5 protein-coding genes are annotated in these 3,911 nt (G+C 30.2%); 2 read left to right on the top strand and 3 right to left on the bottom strand.

What is annotated here, in order from left to right; genetic code table 11:
• Positions 1–462 precede the first annotated feature (462 nt).
• Positions 463–666, top strand: a complete 204-nt coding sequence (locus ACXAHM_RS26150) for a DNA-binding protein (RefSeq protein ID WP_474967035.1) — start codon at positions 463–465, stop codon at positions 664–666.
• A gap of 198 nt (positions 667–864) precedes the next feature.
• Here ACXAHM_RS26150 and ACXAHM_RS26145 read toward each other — a convergent pair whose 3' ends face one another.
• Positions 865–1,227, bottom strand: coding sequence for a hypothetical protein (locus ACXAHM_RS26145; protein WP_474967034.1), 363 nt, complete (start codon positions 1,225–1,227; stop codon positions 865–867).
• A 56-nt stretch (positions 1,228–1,283) separates the two neighbouring features.
• A complete protein-coding gene (locus ACXAHM_RS26140) occupies positions 1,284–2,456 on the bottom strand; it encodes an RHS repeat domain-containing protein (protein WP_474967033.1) in 1,173 nt (390 codons plus the stop codon).
• Between the two features lie 171 nt (positions 2,457–2,627).
• Here ACXAHM_RS26140 and ACXAHM_RS26135 point away from each other — a divergent pair, with 171 nt between their 5' ends.
• A complete protein-coding gene (locus ACXAHM_RS26135; protein WP_474967032.1) occupies positions 2,628–2,831 on the top strand; it encodes a DNA-binding protein in 204 nt (67 codons plus the stop codon).
• Positions 2,832–3,152: 321 nt separating this feature from the next.
• On the opposite strand, the gene ACXAHM_RS26130 is transcribed toward ACXAHM_RS26135, so the two are convergent.
• Positions 3,153–3,812 (bottom strand): hypothetical protein, encoded by a 660-nt coding sequence (locus ACXAHM_RS26130; RefSeq protein ID WP_474967031.1) that lies wholly within the window; start codon positions 3,810–3,812, stop codon positions 3,153–3,155.
• Between the last annotated feature and the right edge of the window lie 99 nt (positions 3,813–3,911).

The raw sequence follows: 3,911 nt of genomic DNA, 5'->3' as shown, positions 1-3,911 counted from the left end.
TTATTTTAATATTGAATGATTTTATACAATAATAATAGCTTAAACGTGCATTTTTTCAGAAAATGAAAACGTTTAGGACACTATTGATAATTTTTGTATTTCTTTGCTAACGAATGTAAACATATTTAAAGTTTGAAATACGGGAAGCTGTAAATCAAGCATTTATTATAAGGGGCCTTCTGATCTTTAATATCTATTCTGCACTTGCTATTTTAAATAAATAAAGGAAGGTCTGAGAATTTAGAGCTGCTTGAAATGAATGGGTATGTTGCCATACAAGATAGGCTTTTAAGAATAATGTTTGCCTTTTGGAAGAAAGAAGAGTACTACGATGAAAACTATAATTGGGAATTGATAAGTGATAAAAAAGTAGTAGCCAAACATTATGCATGAATGGCTACACGAGATAGTTTATTACTAAACTTCCCTATAGCTACGATATCTAATAAAAATATAAATTTTATGGCCCTCAAAATTGCTCGAAAAATTGCAGATATTCTCGATGCTTCCCTCGATTTTTTAAGTGGAAAAGTCGATACACAAATGGATAAAGTAACACACAAAAGAATTCTTGAAGTATCAAAATTCGATGAGGAAGATAAAAAACATATCTTCTCTGTTATTGATGCTTTTATTGCAAAAAGAAAGATTGAATCTATAATGTAGTGAATGAAATAAGCCAATCTATGTGGGGTAGATTGGCTTTTTTGTTATTGTACTTCACTTTTATGATGAAATTTTAAGACCCTGTGATAACGAAACGTTATAGGTAATAATAAAAAAGTCTTATAGATTTACTTGGTTTTAAGACTATAATTTAATATGAGGTATATACTTATAACAGTGGTGGGATTATTTACAACTCTATAGAATACTTTCAAATATTTCAGAATAACCTATTACTGAATTATAATAATACCCTATAACTTTTAAATCAGTAGAATTATTGATTTTTTCAATGGGTATTAAAGTAGTATGTTTCAAAAATATTTTAATTGCTTTTCCATTTATATCCATATAAATAAAAGGTGAATCACTATCAAAGTCTTGTACAGCTTTATTTAACTCTTGAATTTCAGAATTATCACTAATAATTGATATAAAAAAACTTTCATAAGTTTCATTCATATCTAGATTTAAAACTAAACTAGGTTTTAAAGACTTTTCAATTTTAATATCTAAAATACCTTGAGCGTAAATATCAAATGATAATAATACATTTATCATAAGAATATATATAGAAAACCTATAGATCATAATTGTTATATTAATTTGTAAACTAATTACTCTAATTCTAAATCTCTTTCAATTGGTTTTGGTAATTCCTCTAAATTTCTATCTATCATTTTTAGCAACTCATTTAGATCAACCTCATTTCCAATTTTTTCTCTATTACCCAATTCACTAAATTTATAAAAAAACTTCCTTTTTGGGTAGATTGGTTCGTATACAAAATTGCCGTTTTCTTCGTTTTTAGGAGATACCTGCTCATTTGCAGCGATTACATAAGTTTGTGTTGCATTTGCTAACTCTCCAGCAAAAGAAGAAACATCAATAACAGTTCCTTCTTTGATGAAGTACAATAACTCAGTACCTGAGTTACACCCTCCTAAGTAAAAGTAACACCCCTCTGCATAATTAATATCACTTTTTTCTGGACTTAATTCATCTACTTGAGAATAACTAAATTTATTTTGTATTGCACCTTCTTCATGTTGATTTGCAAGAATTGAGCGACCTGAACCATGAGAAAATATTCCGATAAAAATAATTCCATTTGGATCATTATAACTAATTTCTTGTAATTTCTCCTTAATTTTATCAACAGCGGGCTCAGTTGATGAAATATGTAAGAGATGAACATCTTTATGAATTTCTACAAAATTTTCACCTCGATATTTTACATCTGATCCAATTGTTATTACAACCTTTGATTCTAAACCATCTAAATCAATTGCCATAATTGGTGTATTACTCGCAAACTGATAAGGCGTCAACATCGGATAACTCTTCGTCAACGGATCCACACTCAAAAACTTCCCAATCACCGGATTATAGACCCTAAAGCCATAATCCTGAATTAGCTGAGAACTACTTAAATCTGTATCATTTTCCTTTCCATTAAAGCCATACCTATAATCAGCCTCTTGGAAAGAACGGTCTTCCATGGCTAAACCAAATGGAAAGTAATCCGAAAGTGATAAGATATTACCATTATCATGGGTAGTAGCAAGAACGTTGCCTAAGTGATTGGAATATTCGTAAATTCTTTTGAAAGAAGCCAATTGATGTACTGCACCTTTACCGTTGTGTTGTCCTAAACGACTCGAGCCATATATAGGTAACTCTTTGATTTGAGGTGCAGGAGTAGATGCATCTACCTTATAGATGGACATTACATTACCAGAGGCATCCCTGACATAGAAGGTTGTTTTAGGATTTTCAGAAGCAATCACTTGCTATTCTATTGCCTTGTGGAAGAAAGAAAAGTACTACGATGAAAACTATAATTGGGAATTGGTAAGTGATAAAAAAGTAGTAGCCAAACATTATGCATGAATGGCTACACGAGATAGTTTACTACTAAACTTCCCTATATCTTCAAATATCATAAAAATATAAATTTTATGGCCCTCAAAATTGCTCGAAAAATTGCAGATATTCTCGATGCTTCCCTCGATTTTTTAAGTGGGAAAGTCGATACACAAATGGATAAAGTAACACACAAAAGAATTCTTGAAGTTTCAAAATTCGATGAGGAAGACAAAAAACATATCTTCTCCGTAATTGATGCTTTTATTGCTAAAAGAAAGATTCAATCTATAATGTAATAAATGAAATAAGCCAATCTACTTTTGGGGTAGATTGGCTTGTGGTTTATAGTGATAAGTCAGAGACTATCACTATGAAAAAGTTCGAAATGACGCTAGCGCTTAACATTACGAACAGTGAGGGGGAAGCCGATCCCTTATAAACAGTATTACTCTTGTGGTATACTTAGTCACAAAACGTGCTTTCTCTACTTCAATATTTAATACTTTATAAGTTATGAATTTTTGTACTTTTAAGTTCTTACTCTAAGATATGAGTTACAAACTTAAACTGTGGGAAAGTTCGCTGTGACGCCATCTCTTAACATTACAAACAATGGCTCAGTAAGGGTAATTGACTTTTAATTGGTCATATAATAGTTCTTCTATCCCTGTGTCAAAGTTATCCGAAAATTTATCTCTCCTTATAGAAATAATAAAATCTTGCTCTTCAAAACCTCCTCCATTATAATGCCTCATGAAACCTTCAGGGGCAATATGAGATCGAACTAGACCATTTGTTAAATATTCTTCAATTATTGTTGAACTATCTGTTTCTACAATTCCAAGTTTGCTTTTATTATATGTCATTTTATTATTATATATCTCTATTAAATAATAATTACTTTTTCCGTTCTTAGATATTGAAAGATGTACATTTTCATCTGGTAATTCATTATGAAACTTATAGATATATACCACTCTCTTAAATCTATTTAAACTTATAAAGTCATCTTTTTGAATAGAATCATAACAATCGTATGCCTTTTTGGCTGATAACATCTGTGAAAAAACATCACCTCCATAATCTTGTGGGTAAGTCGATAAAACTATATAAGATTGACAAATAAAAAATACAATAAATAAGAGTAATGTAAAAAACCTTTTTTTAATTCGAGCTGAAAACAAAAAAAAGATAACTGGAGAAACAACTCCTGTAAACAAAACAATGAATGGTGTGATGATGCCTGCCAATCCTGTATATGGAAATAACCACCTCATGTTTCCCCATAAAAACTATCATGAAATAAGATATTTCACAAAAGGGGATGAAAAAAATAATCATCCCCTTTTTTACTACGTAAATAATAATATAACCAC

The sequence above is a fragment of the Flammeovirga sp. AWQ4_249 genome, from assembly GCF_056161045.1.
The sequence above is the reverse complement of the archived record's forward strand: the minus strand, read 5'-3'. Positions and strand labels throughout refer to the sequence as shown.

Excerpts from the sequence above, each read along its gene's own strand:
- ACXAHM_RS26150 (WP_474967035.1), top strand. The coding sequence starts at position 463 with ATGGCCCTCAAAATTGCTCGAAAAATTGCAGATATTCTCGATGCTTCC.
- ACXAHM_RS26145 (WP_474967034.1), bottom strand. The coding sequence starts at position 1,227 with ATGATAAATGTATTATTATCATTTGATATTTACGCTCAAGGTATTTTA.
- ACXAHM_RS26135 (WP_474967032.1), top strand. The coding sequence starts at position 2,628 with ATGGCCCTCAAAATTGCTCGAAAAATTGCAGATATTCTCGATGCTTCC.
- ACXAHM_RS26130 (WP_474967031.1), bottom strand. The coding sequence starts at position 3,812 with ATGAGGTGGTTATTTCCATATACAGGATTGGCAGGCATCATCACACCA.